The organism is Pigmentiphaga sp. GD03639 (assembly GCF_029845405.1).
Taxonomy (GTDB): domain Bacteria; phylum Pseudomonadota; class Gammaproteobacteria; order Burkholderiales; family Burkholderiaceae_B; genus Pigmentiphaga; species Pigmentiphaga daeguensis.
The window spans coordinates 248,025-263,978 of record NZ_JAOCLR010000004.1 but is presented as its reverse complement, the minus strand read 5'-3'; the positions used below and the strand labels follow the sequence as shown (position 1 = coordinate 263,978).

Below are 15,954 nucleotides of genomic sequence, written 5' to 3'. Positions count from 1 at the left end.
TCACAAAGGCTCGCCATGAAACTCGCAACCTTGAAGAACGGCGGCCGCGACGGCCGCCTGGCCGTGGTGTCCGCCGACCTGGCCCTGGCCGCCTACCCCGACCGGCCATGCACCATGCAGGCCCTGCTGGACGACTGGGACGCCATGCGGCCCGGCCTGGAGGCGCTCTACCAGGCGTTGAACCGCGGCGCCGCCCAGGGAGCGTTCTCGTTCGATCCCGCATTGGCCATGGCGCCGCTGCCGCGCGCCTACCAATGGCTGGACGGCTCCGCCTTCGCCAACCACGGCCTGTGGATGCAGCGGGGGTTCGGCGTCCCGCCCATCGATACGACGCTGCCGCTGATGTACCAGGGTGGCTCGGACGACTTCCTGGGCGGCCGCGACGACGTGCCGCTGCCGGACGAAAGCCACGGCATCGACTGCGAGGGCGAGATCGTGGTCGCGCTGGACGACGTGCCCATGGGAGTGGACGCGGCCGCGGCCCTGGATCACGTGAAACTGGTCATGCTGGCCAATGACTGGAGCCTGCGCGCGCTGCAGCCTCGCGAGCTGAAGACCGGCTTCGGCTTCATCCATGCCAAGCCTTCGACCTCGTTCGGTCCGGTGGCGGTCACGCTGGACGAACTGGACGGACACTGGCGCGAAGGCAGGCTGCATCTGCCGGTAAGGGTGGACATCAACGGCCGCTGGATCGGCCATCCGAACGCGCGCGAGATGAGCGTGGGCTTCGGCGACCTCGTCGCCCACGCCGCCGCGACCCGGCGCCTGCGCGCCGGCACGCTGGTGGGTTCGGGCACGGTGTCCGATCCGACCGAGGGAGCCGGCTCGGCGGCGCTGGCCGAGGTGCGTGCCATCGAGAACGCCACGCAAGGCACGATCTCCACCCCCTTCCTGATGTTCGGCGACCGCGTCCGGATGGAAGTCAATACGCCGGCCGGGGCAAGCGTGTTCGGCGCGCTGGACCAGAAGCTGGTGCAAGCCCCGGCCTGATTCCGGGGCCGCCACGCCCCCCTCGCGGCATCCGGGAGAGCCCTCGCGCAGAGGGCATTTATAATAATCCGACTGCCGCGCAGGCACTGTCTCGTTCGCGCATCCGTGCCGGCCGTCAGCAGGCGTATAGTTTTTCCATCCTCCCGTCGAATCGGAGCCGATCTTTTGAAGTTGCATTCCGACCCTGCCTCGGCGCTGAACACCGTGACCGCCTATGGCGATGGATACGTCGAAGTCAACCGCGTCCGTTTCGAGCACGCCGTCGTGTTCGGCCCCGAGGGCGATGTCGTCGCCTGGCCCGTTTCCTCCTTCGAAGACGTCGATGCCGCCGCGATGGAACACGTGGCTCGGCCGGGCGCGGCCTCGCTGCCCGAGGTCGTCCTGATCGGCACCGGCGCCCGCCAGCGCTTCCTGGCGCCGTCGCTGCTGCGCCCGCTGCTGAAGGCCGGCGTGGGCATCGAGATGATGGATACCCTGGCGGCTTCGCGCACCTACAACATCCTGATGGCCGAGGGGCGCCGCGTCGTGGCCGCGCTGATCCCGGCCTGAATGATGCGCCGCCCCTCCCGCCTTTCCCCCATTTTCCGGAGACCCACGCATGAGCACTGCCATCGGGCGGGCCGCCCCCGCCTTCACCGCCCCCAGTACCGACGGCGACATCTCGCTGAAGAACCTGAAGGGCCGCGTCGTCGTCATGTATTTCTACCCGCGCGACAACACGCCGGGCTGCACGACCGAAGGGCAGAACTTCCGCGACCGCTACGCCGAGTTCCAGGCCGCCGGCGCCGAGATCCTCGGGGTCTCGCGCGACACGCTGGCCTCGCACCAGAAGTTCAAGGAAAAGCAGGGCTTCCCATTCCCGCTGCTTGCCGATCCGGACGAAACCCTGTGCGAGCTATACGGTGTCATGAAAATGAAGAACATGTATGGCAAGCAGGTGCGCGGCATCGAGCGCAGCACCTTCCTGATCGACGCTCAAGGCAAGCTGCGCCAGGAATGGCGCGGCGTGAAAGTGCCCGGCCATGTCGACGCCGTGCTCGAAGCCGTGCGCGGGCTGGCCTGAATGAGTCCGTTTTTCTTCCTGCGCATGTGTCGTACGCCGGCAGGCGTACGATATATGCAATGGAGGATGCAGTATCGTTGAGCTTCCCTACTGAGGAGATCCGCGCTCATGCCGCTTCCCAAGATGCCCACCCGGCCCGCAGCAATCCTGTCCTTCCCCTCGGGTGAACCAGCGCGCCCCGCAGCCCGCGGCAAACGTACCGAAGCCGAACCCCGACCGCCCTCCTCCACCGACATTCCCGACGTCCAGCCCCAGCTGGAAGGCATCCAGGCCGCGCCGGCCAAGACGGCCCGCAAGACCGCCGCCAAATCCAAGGCGGGCACCCTGCTGACGCCCGCCCCGCAAGCCGAGGCGCCCATCGTCGCGCGCGCGCCGCAGCCGGCGCCCGCCCCGGCTCCCGCCGCCACCGGCAAGGCCGTGGCCAAGCCCGCGCCCAGGCGCAAGGCGAAATCGGCCGGGCCTGAAGTCGCCAAGCTGTTCGTGCTGGACACCAACGTGCTCATGCACGATCCGAGCTCGCTGTTCCGTTTCGAGGAACACGACATCTTCCTGCCGATGATCACGCTGGAAGAACTGGACAACCACAAGAAGGGCATGTCCGAAGTGGCGCGCAACGCCCGCCAGGTCAGCCGCTCGCTGGACGAGCTGGTCAGCGACATCGGCGACATGGAAGCCGGCATCCCGCTCGACAAGCTCGGCAACCGCGACGCGATGGGCCGGCTGTACCTGCAGACGACCCTGCTGTCGGCCTCGCTGCCGTCCGGCCTTCCGGCAGGCAAGGCCGACAACCAGATCCTGGGCGTGGTGCGTGCCCTGCAGGAACGCTACCCCGACCGCGAAGTCGTGCTGGTGTCCAAGGACATCAACATGCGCGTCAAGGCTCGCGCCCTGGGACTGCCGGCCGAGGACTACTTCAACGACCAGGTCCTGGAAGATTCCGACCTGCTGTACACCGGCGTGCTGCAACTGCCCGACGATTTCTGGGACAAGCACAGCAAGGGCATGGAATCCTGGCAGCAGGGCGGCAGCACCTTCTACCGCATCACCGGGCCCCTGTGCGCGCAGTTCGCCGTCAACCAGTTCGTCTATTTCGAAGGCAGCATGCCGCTGTACGCGCAGGTCAAGGAAGTCAACGGCAAGACCGCCGTGCTCCAGACCCTGCGCGAATACACCCACAGCAAGAACAGCGTCTGGGGCATCACCGCGCGCAACCGCGAGCAGAACTTCGCGCTCAACCTGCTGATGAACCCGGACTGCGACTTCATCTCGCTGCTGGGCCAGGCAGGCACCGGCAAGACGCTGCTGGCGCTGGCCGCGGGCCTGACGCAGGTGCTCGAGACCAAGCGCTACACCGAGATCATCATGACCCGCGTCACCGTGCCGGTGGGCGAAGACATCGGTTTCCTGCCGGGCACCGAGGAAGAAAAGATGCTGCCCTGGATGGGCGCGCTGGAAGACAACCTGGACGTGCTGAACATGGGCGACGGCGAAAGCGGCCATGGCGGGGACTGGGGGCGTGCCGCCACCATGGACCTCATCCGTTCGCGGGTGAAGGTCAAGTCGCTGAACTTCATGCGCGGCCGCACCTTCCTGAACAAGTTCCTGATCATCGACGAGGCGCAGAACCTCACGCCCAAGCAGATGAAGACCCTGATCACCCGTGCCGGTCCCGGCACCAAGGTGGTCTGCCTGGGCAACATCGCGCAGATCGACACGCCCTACCTGACCGAAGGCAGTTCAGGGCTGACCTACGTGGTGGACCGCTTCAAGGGCTGGCCGCATTCGGGCCACGTGACCTTGCAGCGGGGCGAGCGCTCGCGGCTGGCCGACTACGCGGCCGAGGTGCTGTGACATGCGGCGTGACCTGGACGGCGGAGCAGGCGGCGTCAGCGACGGCTACCTGCGCGCCATCTGGAGCGCGACGGGAAGCGCCGCGCTTCCCGCCGACGTCGCCTGGCTCGGAGCGGGCAGCCTGCCGTCCATCTTTCCGGTCACGGACCTGGCGGCCGCCGCAGTCGGCGCGGCTGGGCTGGCCGTTGCCGAGCTGATCGGGCAGCGACACGGCAGCCTGCCCGCCGTCGCGGTCGACCGGCGGCTGGCCTCGTTCTGGTTCGACACGTCGCTGCGGCCGGTGGGCTGGAAGCTGCCGCCGGCGCGCGACCCCGTCACCGGCGACTATGCGGCCGCCGACGGCTGGATACGGCTGCATGCCAACGCGCCGCACCACCGCGACGCCATCCTGCGCGTGCTGGGCTGCCACGGCAGCCACGACAGCGTGGCACAGGCGGTGGCCGCATGGAACGCGCTGGACCTGGAAAACGCAATCGTCGAAGCGAAGGGCTGCGCCGCGCAGATGCGCACCCAGGAAGCCTGGGCCGCCCATCCGCAAGGCGCCGCCGTGTCGATCGAACCGCTGCTGTGGCGCACGGCGGCATCGGCCGCCCCCGCGCCCACCTGGGCCGGCCCTCCCGCACGCCCGCTGCAAGGCGTACGCGTGCTGGACCTGACCCGCATCATCGCGGGGCCGGTGGCCACGCGCTTCCTGGCGGGCTACGGCGCCGAAGTCCTGCGGCTGGATCCCCCGGCCTGGGACGAACCGGTCGCCGCGCCCGAACTGACGCTGGGCAAACGCTGCGGCCGCATCGACCTTCGCTCCACCGAAGGCCGGCGCCTGTTCCGCCAACTGCTGCGCGATGCCGACGTGCTGGTGCATGGCTATCGTTCGGATGCATTGGGCGCCCTGGGTTTCGACGCCGAACAGCGGCGCCGCATCAATCCGGGGCTGGTCGACGTGTCGCTGGACGCCTACGGATGGACCGGTCCCTGGAAGGCGCGCCGCGGGTTCGACAGCCTGGTGCAGATGAGCTGCGGCATCGCCGATGCGGGCATGCGCAAACTGGGCCGGGACAAACCCACGCCCCTGCCGGTGCAGGCCCTGGACCACACCACGGGCTACCTGCTCGCCACCGCGGCGATACGTGGTCTGACCGAGCGCGTGCGCACCGGCTGCGGCGGCGAGTTCCGCGCATCGCTGGCACGCACGGCGGCCCTGCTGGTGCAGGGGGTCGCAAACGCCGACGCCGCGCCGCTCGCTCCCGAAGCCCGCGACGACTGCACCATGCCCTCGGAGATGACCGCCTGGGGCCGGGCGCGGCGCGTCAAGGCGCCGCTGACCGTCGCCGGCGCCCCCATGGCCTGGGACATTCCCGCCGGCCCGCTGGGCGCCTCGCAGGCGTCATGGCGCGCTTGAGCCCGGCGGCCGGCGCCAGTTCAGTTCCCGCTGCCTAGAGTTCGATCCACTCGCGCCTGACCGGTTCGGCCGCGCGCAAGGCAGCCGGCGTCCCGGCGAACACCACGGCGCCGTGTCCCAGCACATACACGCGATCGGCGACGTCCAGGGCGAAGTCCAGCTTCTGTTCGATCAGCAGGATGGCCATGCCCTGGCGGCGCAGTTCGTCCAGGCAGGCGGCCAGTTGCGCCACGACCTGCGGCGCCAGCCCCTCGGCGGGTTCGTCCACCAGCATCAAGACCGGATCGCCCATCAGCGTGCGGCCCAGGGCCAGCATCTGCTGCTCGCCTCCCGACAGGTGCTGTGCCTGCACGCCGGCCCGTCGCGCCAGCGGCGGAAAAAGCCGATAGATGTCGGCGATCGTCCAGCGCCCCGCCGTGACGGCCTTCTGCCCCAGCATCAGATTCTGCTCGACCGTCATGCCGGGAAAGATGTCCCGGCTTTCGGGCACGTAGCCGACGCCCATCCGCGCGATCTCGAACGTGCGCAGCCCGCCTATGTCCCGGCCGCGCCAAAGCATGCGGCCGCGCCGCTCGACCAGCCCCATGACGGCGCGGGCCAGCGTAGAGCGGCCGGCGCCATTGCGGCCCAGCAGCGCGACGATCTCGCCCGGCGCCACGTGCATGTCCACGCCTTGCAGCACGTGGGCCCGGCCGTACCAGGCATGGACGCCGTGGAGCTCCAGCAAGGCGCTCATTCCGGCTCCTGCATGAGCCCGCCCAGGTAGGCCTGGCGCACCGCCGGATCCGCCCGGATGTGTTCCGGTTCGCCGGTGGCGATCAAGCGCCCCTGGACCATGACCGAAATACGATCGGACAGGCCGAAGACGACCTGCATGTCATGCTCGACGATCAGCACCGTCCTCCCGCGGCAGGTGCCGCGTATCAGCTCCATCATGCGCGCGGTCTCGGCCCGGCTCATCCCGGCCGTCGGCTCGTCCAGCAGGACGACGCGTGCCTCGGTCGCCAGCACCATGCCCAGCTCCAGCGCGCGCTGTTCCGCGTAGCTCAGTTCGCCCGCGGGCAGCGCCGCGCGCCGCTCCAGGTCAAGTTGCGCCATGACCTGGTGCGCCCGCCGAGCCACGCCGCGCCCGCGATCCAGCGCGCACCACCATTGATAGCCCAGGCCGCCCCTGCGCATGGCGGCGCAGCGCAGGTTGTCGAACACCGACATGCGGCCGAACACATTGGCCACCTGGAAGCTGCGCGACAGGCCCAGCCGGGCCATGCGATGCGCCGGCAGCCCCGTGACGTCGCGGCCCCGCAGGCGCACCCTGCCCGCCGAGGGCGGAGTCAGGCCCGAGATCACGTTGAACAGGCTGGACTTGCCCGCTCCGTTGGGACCGATCAGCGCGTGGAACTCGCCCGTGGCGACGCGCAGGCTCACGTCGTCGAGCACCTGGACCTCGCCGTAGCGCTTGCCCACGCCTTCCAGCGTCAAGGCGTCGATGCCGGCCTTGTCCCGCGCTTCACCCATCACATCGCTCCGACGATGACACTGGCCTGCGCCGGTCCCGCCCCAGGAACAGGCCGGCCGCGCCCAGCACCGACAGCACGCCGGCCGCGCTCCACGGCAGCGGCGCGGACGGATCCAGCGCCAGCCCGAACCATGAGACCATCCCCGGCCCGCCCGCGTCGTGGACGCGGCCATAGGCCAGCTCGATGGCCAGGCTCAGCCCGGCGATGCCGATCAACGCGCCGGCGATCGTCCCTGCCCTGGCGCGCAGCCAGTGCGCGAATTCGCCGCGCGCCACCAGCCGCGCCGCATCGCGGATGCCACCGGCCAATCCACCGGGCAAAGCCAGCACGACGGCGGCAAAGGCGAGCCCCAGGTACAACTGCCAGGCCCCGGTATGACGCGACAGCTCGACCGAGAAGAACGTCACCACCACCGCGCCGGCCACGGGCCCCAGGAACAGGCCGCTGCCGCCGACCACCACCGCCAGCAACACCGCTCCCGATCGCAACGCGCCCAGGCTGTCGGCGCTGGCGATCTCCAGGTTCAGCGCCATCAGCCCGCCCGCCACGCCGGCGAAGAATCCCGACAGGGTCAGCATCAGATAGCGGACGCGGTGCGGGTCGTAGCCGATGAAGGCCACGCGCTGCGGATTGTCGCGGACGGCATTGGCAAGCTTGAGCAGCGGCGTGCGGCCCAGCGCATGGATGGCGAGGGCGCCGGCGACCGTCCATACCGCGGTCAGATAATAGACATGGAGATCGGGTCCCAGACTCCATCCCGGCCACAGGCCCACGACGAACGCCGGACCGGCCGTGCGGTCGGCCGCCAACCCGCCTTCCCCGCCGAACCAGTCCGGCAGCATGCCGGCGGCGGCATGGACCAGTTCGCCTACCGCCAGCGAGATCATCGCGAAGGACGTGCCGCCGCGGCGGGTGGTCGGATACCCGATCAGCGCGGCGAATCCCGCCCCCGCCACGCCGCCGGCCACGGGCAGCAGCACGGTCGGAAAGACAAACAGTCCGCCATCCATCCCCCGCAGGAGGTGGATGACGGCATACCCGCCCAGTCCCGCGTAGACGGCATGTCCGAACGACAGCATCCCCGTCTGCCCCAGCAGCAGGTTGTACGACAGCGCGAACAGCGCCATCGCGCACATCTGCGACATCAGGCCCAGCTGGAAGCCGCTGCCCAAGCACAGCGGCGCCAGCGCCAGCAGCGCCAGCCCCGCCGCTACGCAGGCCAGGAGCCGCTTGCCATCGGCACGCGGGCTCATGTTTCGCGCACGCCCATGAGTCCGCGCGGCCGCCAGACCAGCACCGCCACCATCAACAGATAAGGCAGCACCGGCGCGACGCGCGACAAGGGCCAGGCCGCCAGCGCCCGCGCCGCATCGGCCGCACCCAGCCAGGTTGCCGGCGCGGCCAGGGACCAGGCCGAGCCCACCGCCAGGGTTTGCAGCACCCCGATCAGCAGGCTGGCCCAGAACGCTCCCGCCAGCGACCCCAGCCCGCCCACCACCGTCACGACGAAGACGATGGGCCCCAGCGCCTGGGCCATGCCCGGCTCGGTCACGAACACGCTGCCGCCTATCGCGCCGGCCATCCCGGCCAGCAGGCAGCCGGCGCCGAACACCAGCATGAACACACGGGGCACGTCGTGCCCCAGCGCCTGCGCCATGGCCGGATGGCTGAGCGCCGCGCGGACGACCAGGCCGGTTCGCGTCCGCGTCAGTCCCCACCACAATGCCGCCAGCATCAGGCCCGCGGCCAGCGCGACCACCAGGCGATGCAAGGGAAAGGCGTGCCCGCCCAGGCTGAACAGCGGCTCGCCCCAGGCCGCCGGCATGCGGTAGGGCACGGCGGAGCGGCCCCAGGCCAGTTGCACCAGTTCGGCGATGACCATGGCGAGCGCGAACGTGAACAGCAGTTCCGCCACGTGCCCCCGCCCGCGCAGGCGGCGCAGCGCCAGCCGCTCGACCGCGGTGCCCGCCAGCCCGACCAGCACCGGCGCGATGAACAGGGCCACCCAGAATGCCGCGCCCGCTGTCAGCGCCGGCGACAGCGCGCCGGCCACGGCATGGGCGGCATAGGCCCCCAGCATGTAGAAACTGGCATGCGCGAAGTTGATGATGCCCATCATGCTGAAGATCAGCGTCAGCCCGGCCGAAAGCATGAAAAGCAGCAGCCCGTAACTGAGGCCGTTCAGCAGCGAAACGATGAGCCCGTCCAAACAAATACTCCGAGCGGCGCGCGCGGCCGCGGCGGCAGCCCCGCCAGGGAAAGGGGAAACAAGAAAACGACGGCAAATAGGTTAACCTTGATCGATACCCGGCGTGAGGCCGGACCGCCAATCACCGTTCCAACGTCGTGAAGCTCGCCAGCACTCTCCAGTCCCTGCGTACCGACAACTCGTTCGCCGCCCTGCCGGACGCATTCTACTCACGGGTGTCGCCCCAGCCCCTGGACGACCCCTGGCTGGTGCATGCCAACCCCGAGGCCGCCGCCCTGATCGGCCTCGCGCCCGAAGCGCTGGCCACGCCCGAGTTCCTGTCCGTGTTCTCGGGCGCCAGCCCGCTGCCGGGCGGCTCGCCGCTGGCCGCGGTCTACAGCGGCCATCAATTCGGCGTCTGGGCCGGACAGTTGGGCGACGGCCGCGCGCTGCTGCTGGGCGAAGCGGCCGGCCCCGACGGCAGTTGGGAACTGCAGCTCAAGGGATCGGGCCTGACGCCCTATTCGCGCATGGGCGACGGCAAGGCCGTGCTGCGTTCGTCGGTGCGCGAGTACCTCGCTTCGGAAGCCATGCATGGCCTGGGCATCCCGACCACGCGCGCGCTGGCGCTGATCGCTTCCGACGACCCGGTCATCCGCGAAACGGTCGAGACCGCCGCCATCGTCACCCGCATGTCGCCCAGCTTCGTGCGCTTCGGTTCGTTCGAGCACTGGGCCAGCCGTCAGCGGCCCGACCTGCTGCGCGTCCTGGCCGACTACGTGATCGACCGCTTCTATCCCGACTGCCGGCCGGCCCCGACCGGCGTCGCCGACACGGAGGCCGGCCCCTACCTGCGGCTGCTGGCCGCGGTCACGCGCAAGACCGCCACGCTGATGGCGGACTGGCAAGCCGTGGGCTTCTGCCACGGCGTCATGAATACCGACAACATGTCCATCCTGGGCCTGACGCTGGACTACGGCCCCTATGGATTCATGGACGGCTTCGACGCCCACCACGTCTGCAACCATTCCGATACCGCCGGGCGCTACGCCTGGGATGCCCAGCCCGCGGTCGGGCATTGGAACCTGTATCGCCTGGCCGGCGCGCTGATGCCGCTGGTACAGGACGAGGACGCGCTGCGCGCCGTGCTGGCCAACTACGAAGGCGCCTTCCTGGCCGCCTTCCACCACCGGATGGCCGCCAAGCTCGGCCTCGGGCAATGGCAGGCGGGCGACGATGAACTGCTGAACGGCCTCTGGTCCGTCATGCACCAGAATCGCGCCGACTTCACCCTGAGCTTCCGGCGCCTGGCCGACGTGGCCAGCGCCGACGGCACTCCGCCGGCACCGGGCGTCGAAACCTTCGAGGACCTGTATGCCGACCGCGAGGCCGCCCGGGCGTGGCTGGCCACCTACCGTGCCCGCCTCGCTCAGGACGGGCGGCCCGACGGCGAGCGCGCCGCGGCCATGAACCGCGTCAATCCGCTGTACGTGCTGCGCAACCACCTGGCCGAGCTGGCCATCCGTGCCGCAAAGCAAAGGGATCCCGGCGAGATCGACCGCCTGATGCGGCTCTTGCGCGACCCCTACACCGAACGGCCCGGCCACGAAAGCTATGCCCGCGTGCCGCCCGACTGGGCCGGCTCGCTGCAAGTCAGTTGTTCTTCATGAGGTAGACCATGTCCGACCGGCCCAAAGTCAAGAAATCCGATGCCGAATGGCGAACCCTGCTCACCCCCATGCAATACGCCGTGGCGCGCGAGAAGGCGACCGAGCGCGCGTTCACCGGCCAATACTGGGATCATCGCGAACCCGGCATCTACCGCTGCGTGGCCTGCGGCACGCCGCTGTTCGCCTCGGACACCAAGTTCGACTCGGCCTGCGGCTGGCCCAGTTATTTCGCCCCGCTCGACCCCGATAACGTGCGCGAGGAACTCGACACCACCCATGGCATGGTCCGCACCGAGATCCTGTGCAACGTCTGCGACGCCCACCTGGGGCACGTCTTCGAGGACGGCCCGCCGCCGACAGGCCTGCGTTATTGCATCAATTCGGTCTCGCTGAAGTTCGAACCGCTGTAGCCCCCCCACGCCCTTCGGGCGCCCCCTCAAGGGGGCGATGCGGGCGGACCGGCAAAGCCGGATCCACCGCATCCTGGATCTTGGTAGGCCGGGTTAAGCTGGGGCTGTAGGGTGAACGGTGGGGTGGTTTTCTTGTCCCACTCGGGTGCATTTTTTTCTCGACGATTCGATGAAATTACTTTTTGATCTTTTCCCGCTGGTTCTTTTCTTCGCCGCATACAAGTTCGCCGACATCTATGTCGCGACGGGCGTGGCCATGGCGGCCAGCGTGCTGCAGATCGTCTGGCTGCTGGTGCGGCGCAGGAAGATCGAGCCCATGCACTGGATCAACCTGGCCATCATCGTGGTGTTCGGCGGCGCGACGCTGTTCCTGCACGACGAGGTCTTCATCAAGTGGAAGCCCACGGTGCTCTACTGGCTGTTCGCGGCGGTGCTGGGCGGCGGCCAGTGGCTGTTCAAGCGCAATTTCCTTCGCAGCATGCTGGGCGCGCAGATCCAGTTGCCCGAGGCGGTCTGGAGCCGGCTCAACCTTGCCTGGGTGACGTTCTTCGCCGCGGTAGGCGGCCTGAACCTGTACGTCGCCTACAACTGGCCCACCGAAACCTGGGTCAGCTTCAAGGTCTTCGGCATCTTCGGACTGCTGCTGGTGTTCGTTGTTCTGCAATCGCTCTATCTCGGCCGCCACATGAAGCCCGCCCAGGAAGTCTCGGCCACCGACATCGCCAAGAAAGAGGCCGACGCAGGAGCCGAGCGCTCATGAACGCCGACCGCATGGCATGGATTCGCGAGCGCCTGTCGGAGCTCGATCCCGTCACGCTGGACGTGCAGGACGACTCCCATCTGCATGCCGGCCATGCCGGCGCGGCCGGCGGCGCCGGACACTTCCGGCTACGCATTGTTTCGCCCCGTTTCGCCGGGCTCAACCGGGTGGCCCGGCATAGGCTGGTGTATGATCGATTGGCAGACTTGATGCCGGCGCACATCCACGCGCTGGCGCTCCAGGCGCTGACACCAGAAGAAGACTCCGCACCAACCTCTTGAGCCCGGTCCCTTTTCAACCGACCTCACTCCCCCTCTCTACCTTCAAGGACTTCCATACATGAAGCGTGTTTTGATGATGGCTGCCGCGCTGACCCTGGCCGCTCCGGTTTTTGCGCAGAATGCCGCCGTGGTCAACGGCAAGGCCATCCCCTCGTCGCGCGTGGACCAATTCGTCAAGCTGCTGACCAAGCAGGGCCAGCCCGACTCCCCCCAGTTGCGCGAGCAGATCCGGGAAGAACTGATCAACCGCGAGATCTTCCTGCAGGAAGCCGACAAGCGCGGCGTCGCCAAGCAGCCCGAAGTCCAGGCCGAAATCGACCTGACCCGCCAGAGCGTGCTGATCCGCGGCCTGTTCAACGACTTCCTGGCCAAGAACCCGGTCTCGCCGCAGGACATCCAGGCCGAGTACGACCGCGTCAAGAGCGCCCAGGGCGACAAGGAATACCAGGCCCGCCACATCCTGGTCGAAAGCGAGGCCCAGGCCAAGGACATCATCGCCCAGCTGAAGAAGGGAGCGAAGTTCGAGGACCTCGCCAAGCAATCCAAGGACCCCGGCTCGGCCGCCAACGGCGGCAGCCTGGACTGGGCGCCCTCCAGCACCTACGTCAAGCCGTTCGCCGATGCGCTGGCCGCGCTGCAGAAGGGCCAGACCACGGAAGCGCCGGTGCAGACCCAGTTCGGCTGGCACGTGATCCGCCTGGACGACGTGCGCCCGGTCCAATTCCCCCCGCTGGAGCAGCTGCGCCCGCAAATCGAGGAATCCCTGCGCCAGACCAAGCTGCGTGATTTCCAGACCAGCCTGCGCGAAAAGGCCAAGATCCAGTAAGTTTGTTGGATTCAACCAACAAAAAACGCTGTCCCGATAATTAAATTTTCAACAATCAGGGTTTCCCTGGGTTGAACCTGATGCCCCGTAAAACCAGTGCCTACAGGCGTGAGTTACGGGGCATTTTTCTTGCCTCCGCCCCGGCAACGCTGGACATTCGTCATGCCGCCCCCCCCCCGAGGTTGCAATTAGGTAACAAAACCTTAGAGCAAAGCACAACACATTTTTATTGCAAGGGAATTAACTATTGGCACCCCAGGGGCTTTCTGGTGAAATTCTTCGAGATTTCTTCACAGCAAGTACATCGCGTAGAAATCATGAGCAAGACGGGGGGCTTGTCTTGGGGGAAAGCGGCAGCAATGCTGTCTTCCGACTCGTCCCTTCGGCTTATCGAGTTACTCACTCCGCTGGAGACCTATTTAAATGAAGAAGACCCTTCTTGCCGCCGCGCTGCTGGCTGGCTTCGCAGGTGCCGCTCAAGCGCAAAGCAACGTCACGCTGTATGGTTTGGTTGACGCTGGCTTCAACTACACCAAGCTCGAAGGCAACAAGAGCCGCATGGGTATCGACAGCGGTCTGCAAGGCCAGTCGCGCTGGGGTATCCGTGGTTCGGAAGACATCGGCGGTGGTCTGAAGGCCATTTTCACCCTGGAAAACGGCTTCACCGTTGACAACGGCCAACAAACCCAAGGCCGCCTGTTCGGCCGCTACGCCTTCGTCGGCCTGGAAAGCGCCTCCGCTGGCCGCCTGACCCTGGGCCGCACGACGAACCTGGCCTTCATGTGGGCCGCCGGCATCGTCAACCCCTTCGGCCTGAGCTTCAGCAGCGCCACCGTCGGCAGCACCTTCGGCTACAACGACGCCGATCTGGGCCTGGGTCGTGTCAACAACTCGATCTACTACTACTCGCCCAACTTCTCCGGCTTCCAAGGCGCCATCGGTTACAGCTTCCAGTCGAACCCCGACACGGAAGTCGCCGGCAACAAGAACAACGATCGCCTGATCGACCTGGGCTTGAAGTATGACAATGGTCCCCTGAAGGCCGTGCTGACGTACCAGTACCTGAACCCGTCGCAGCTGACCGCCAACAACGGCAAGTTCAAGAACCTGACGCTGGGTGCCAACTACGACTTCGGCGTCGTGGCTGTGTACGCTGGCTACGCCAACGCCAAGGGCATCCGCACTGTCGCTGGCTACAACGGCGCCATCAACGCCACGTCCGCCGACTTCACCAAGGACAACGCCTACACGATCGGCCTGAGCGCTCCTCTGGGACCCGGCAAGGCCTACGCTGCCTACCAAAAGGCGACCAAGTCCAAGTCCAACAACTGGGCTATCGGCTATACCTACGACCTGTCGAAGCGCACCAACCTGTACGCCTTCTTCGTCGAGGGTGAAGTCCGTGATTTCGCCGCCAAGAAGGACCTGAGCAACCGCCAGTTCGCTCTGGGCCTGCAACACCGCTTCTAAGCACTTGATACCGGTTTAGCCGGTATCGACGGGGCCTCGGCCCCGACGCGAACAAGCATGAACCCCGCCTTGTGCGGGGTTTTTCTTTGCCGCTCCGGTCACGATGGTGCTCTCCGCGTTCTTACGTTGCCGGATGTAACACCCACCCTTTTCCTGTTGCGCGAACAACGACAAGACCAATTGGTTTAGACGGAATCGCAACATCACTGAATATCGCACCAGATTTAACAGTTGGCACTCTTAATCCTTTCTGGTGAAATTTCTTCAGATTTCTTCGCAGCCTAAGCAGCATGGCCTGGAAATCGGAATCAGACGGCGACTGCGCGCCGAAGGAGCCGGTCTCGGACCGACCCCGCCGGGACGTCAGCCAACTTGTCGAGTGTTTTTCAGCTGGAGACCAAGTAAATGAAAAAAACCCTACTCGCGACCGCCCTGCTGGCAGGCTTTGCCGGCGCCGCTCACGCACAGAGCTCCGTTACGCTGTACGGCCTGGTCGATGCGGGCTTCAACTACGCCAAGCGCGATGGCCAGTCCGTCAAAGGTATCGATAGCGGCCTGATGAGCCAATCCCGCTTCGGTATGCGCGGTTCGGAAGACTTGGGCAATGGCCTGAAGGCCATCTTCACCCTGGAAAACGGCTTCACGGTGGATAACGGCCAACAAACCCACGGCCGCCTGTTCGGCCGCTACGCCTTCGTCGGTCTCGAAAGCGCTCAAGCCGGCCGCCTGACTCTGGGCCGCACCACCAACCTGGCCTTCATGTGGGCTGCTGGCATCGCCAACCCGTTCGGCCTGAGCTTCAGCACCGCCAGCATCGGCAGCACCTTTGCCTATAACGACGCCGTGATGGGCGGCGGCCGGGTCAACAACTCGGTCTACTACTACAGCCCCTCGTTCTACGGCATCCAGGCCGGTGTCGGTTACAGCTTCAACGCCTTCGCCAGCCCGAGCGGCGAAAGTGAAGTACCGGAAAGCGGCAAGAACAACCGCATGATCGATGCCGGCCTGAAGTACGACAATGGGCCAATCAAAGGCGTATTGACGTACCAGCAAGTGGAATCGCCGCTGCCTGGCACCAAGACCTTCCGCAATCTGACCGTCGGTGCATCGTACGACTTCGGCGTCGCCGCCATCCACGCAGGTTACGCCAAGGCCAACAACATCACCCCCGCCTTCCTGAACGGCTACAACGGCGTGGTAGCGACGGGCGGCCAGTTCTCCAGCGACAGTGCCTACACCATCGGTGCCAGCGCCCCGATCGGCCCCGGCAAGCTGTACGCCGCCTGGCAAAAGGCCACCAAGTCCAAGGTGAACGGCTGGGCCGTCGGCTACACCTACGATCTGTCCAAGCGCACCAACCTGTATGCGTTCTTCGCCGACAACGACGTGCGCAACTTCGACGAGAACCGCGATATGACCTATCGCCAACTCGCCGTCGGCCTGCAACACCGCTTCTAAGAAAAAGGGCCGCTAGGCGGCCCCCATGCCGGCAGCCCAGGCTGCCAGCCCTCGCGCCCCGGGCCTTGCCC

At 67.0% G+C, this 15,954-nt stretch carries 16 protein-coding genes; 12 read left to right on the top strand and 4 right to left on the bottom strand.

Annotation, left to right across the window (positions count from 1 at the left end; genetic code table 11):
• Positions 1–15 precede the first annotated feature (15 nt).
• From N5K27_RS06580 to N5K27_RS06560, 5 genes are all read left to right on the top strand, one after another.
• On the top strand, positions 16–990 hold the full coding sequence (locus N5K27_RS06580) for a fumarylacetoacetate hydrolase family protein (protein WP_279815314.1): 975 nt from the start codon (positions 16–18) through the stop codon (positions 988–990).
• Between the two features lie 165 nt (positions 991–1,155).
• Complete coding sequence (locus tag N5K27_RS06575) at positions 1,156–1,539, top strand: Mth938-like domain-containing protein (protein ID WP_087840640.1); 384 nt, start codon at positions 1,156–1,158, stop codon at positions 1,537–1,539.
• 49 nt (positions 1,540–1,588) lie between these two features.
• Positions 1,589–2,053 carry a peroxiredoxin gene (locus N5K27_RS06570; protein ID WP_279815312.1) on the top strand — a complete coding sequence of 155 codons (465 nt, stop codon included), beginning with the start codon at positions 1,589–1,591 and terminating at the stop codon, positions 2,051–2,053.
• A 108-nt stretch (positions 2,054–2,161) separates the two neighbouring features.
• Positions 2,162–3,904: a PhoH family protein gene (locus tag N5K27_RS06565; RefSeq protein ID WP_279815311.1), complete on the top strand. Its 1,743-nt coding sequence runs from the start codon at positions 2,162–2,164 to the stop codon at positions 3,902–3,904.
• Between the two features lies 1 nt (position 3,905).
• Positions 3,906–5,303, top strand: coding sequence for a CoA transferase (locus tag N5K27_RS06560; protein ID WP_279815309.1), 1,398 nt, complete (start codon positions 3,906–3,908; stop codon positions 5,301–5,303).
• Between the two features lie 34 nt (positions 5,304–5,337).
• Here the strand turns inward: N5K27_RS06560 and N5K27_RS06555 are convergent, their stop codons facing one another.
• From N5K27_RS06555 to N5K27_RS06540, 4 genes are read right to left on the bottom strand one after another with little or no spacing between them, the layout of a single operon-like run.
• On the bottom strand, positions 5,338–6,039 hold the full coding sequence (locus N5K27_RS06555) for an ABC transporter ATP-binding protein (RefSeq protein ID WP_279815308.1): 702 nt from the start codon (positions 6,037–6,039) through the stop codon (positions 5,338–5,340).
• Positions 6,036–6,818, bottom strand: coding sequence for an ABC transporter ATP-binding protein (locus N5K27_RS06550; RefSeq protein ID WP_279815306.1), 783 nt, complete (start codon positions 6,816–6,818; stop codon positions 6,036–6,038). The genes N5K27_RS06555 and N5K27_RS06550 overlap by 4 nt, the downstream gene beginning before the upstream one ends.
• The gene (locus N5K27_RS06545) at positions 6,811–8,073 is read right to left on the bottom strand and encodes a branched-chain amino acid ABC transporter permease (RefSeq protein ID WP_279815305.1); all 1,263 of its coding nucleotides are present in this window, start codon (positions 8,071–8,073) and stop codon (positions 6,811–6,813) included. The genes N5K27_RS06550 and N5K27_RS06545 overlap by 8 nt, the downstream gene beginning before the upstream one ends.
• On the bottom strand, positions 8,070–9,029 hold the full coding sequence (locus N5K27_RS06540; RefSeq protein ID WP_207221986.1) for a branched-chain amino acid ABC transporter permease: 960 nt from the start codon (positions 9,027–9,029) through the stop codon (positions 8,070–8,072). The genes N5K27_RS06545 and N5K27_RS06540 overlap by 4 nt, the downstream gene beginning before the upstream one ends.
• 137 nt (positions 9,030–9,166) lie before the next feature.
• On the opposite strand from N5K27_RS06540, the gene N5K27_RS06535 reads away from it, so the two are divergent.
• The 7 genes from N5K27_RS06535 (at position 9,167) to N5K27_RS06505 (ending at position 15,883) form a co-directional block, all read left to right on the top strand.
• The gene (locus N5K27_RS06535; RefSeq protein ID WP_279815304.1) at positions 9,167–10,678 is read left to right on the top strand and encodes a protein adenylyltransferase SelO; all 1,512 of its coding nucleotides are present in this window, start codon (positions 9,167–9,169) and stop codon (positions 10,676–10,678) included.
• Between the two features lie 8 nt (positions 10,679–10,686).
• A complete protein-coding gene (msrB, locus tag N5K27_RS06530; RefSeq protein WP_279815302.1) occupies positions 10,687–11,088 on the top strand; it encodes a peptide-methionine (R)-S-oxide reductase MsrB in 402 nt (133 codons plus the stop codon).
• Positions 11,089–11,257: 169 nt separating this feature from the next.
• On the top strand, positions 11,258–11,848 hold the full coding sequence (locus N5K27_RS06525; RefSeq protein ID WP_279815300.1) for a septation protein A: 591 nt from the start codon (positions 11,258–11,260) through the stop codon (positions 11,846–11,848).
• Positions 11,845–12,129 carry a BolA family protein gene (locus tag N5K27_RS06520; RefSeq protein ID WP_279815298.1) on the top strand — a complete coding sequence of 95 codons (285 nt, stop codon included), beginning with the start codon at positions 11,845–11,847 and terminating at the stop codon, positions 12,127–12,129. The genes N5K27_RS06525 and N5K27_RS06520 overlap by 4 nt, the downstream gene beginning before the upstream one ends.
• A 58-nt stretch (positions 12,130–12,187) precedes the next feature.
• Positions 12,188–12,955, top strand: coding sequence for a peptidylprolyl isomerase (locus N5K27_RS06515; RefSeq protein WP_130358214.1), 768 nt, complete (start codon positions 12,188–12,190; stop codon positions 12,953–12,955).
• Positions 12,956–13,378: 423 nt separating this feature from the next.
• Entirely contained in the window at positions 13,379–14,425 is a 1,047-nt protein-coding gene (locus N5K27_RS06510; RefSeq protein ID WP_130358213.1) for a porin, read from the top strand.
• A gap of 405 nt (positions 14,426–14,830) precedes the next feature.
• Positions 14,831–15,883, top strand: coding sequence for a porin (locus N5K27_RS06505; RefSeq protein WP_130358212.1), 1,053 nt, complete (start codon positions 14,831–14,833; stop codon positions 15,881–15,883).
• Positions 15,884–15,954 lie beyond the last annotated feature (71 nt).